Source organism: Streptomyces tricolor, assembly GCF_002155905.1.
Classification (GTDB): domain Bacteria; phylum Actinomycetota; class Actinomycetes; order Streptomycetales; family Streptomycetaceae; genus Streptomyces; species Streptomyces tricolor.
Genome location: NZ_MUMF01000875.1, coordinates 1 through 420, shown reverse-complemented (window position 1 = coordinate 420; position 420 = coordinate 1).

The following is a 420-nucleotide window of genomic DNA, read 5'->3' as shown; positions in this document are numbered from 1 at the left end:
CCCTGCGCGAGGCGGGCATCACCCGACAGCGCCAGTACGGCCTGGAACGCCGCAGCCACGTCCGAGTGGCCGACCTGAACTCCCGCTTCCCCGGCCTGCTGGACCTGGTGGCCGACTGGACCCCACCGACCATCGACTGAACCGGGGGCCGCTCGCTCCGGACACGCGGCGCGAGTCGTCGCGGAACACCAGTCACCGACAACCAGGCGTCGGGCCGCCCAGGCCTTCGGACTGGGGCTTCGTCGTGTCTCGGCCGCGTCTATCCGTTCGGCGGTTGCCAGTTGCACCTGCCGGGTCGTCTTCCATTCCGTCAGCACGCGGCTGCCCCAGGTGCCCCGTCCGGTTAGCGCTCTACGCACACGTCGCCGAGGTGCCGACCCTCTCCCTATGGGGGCTTTGGAGGAGACACCGCGCCGACTG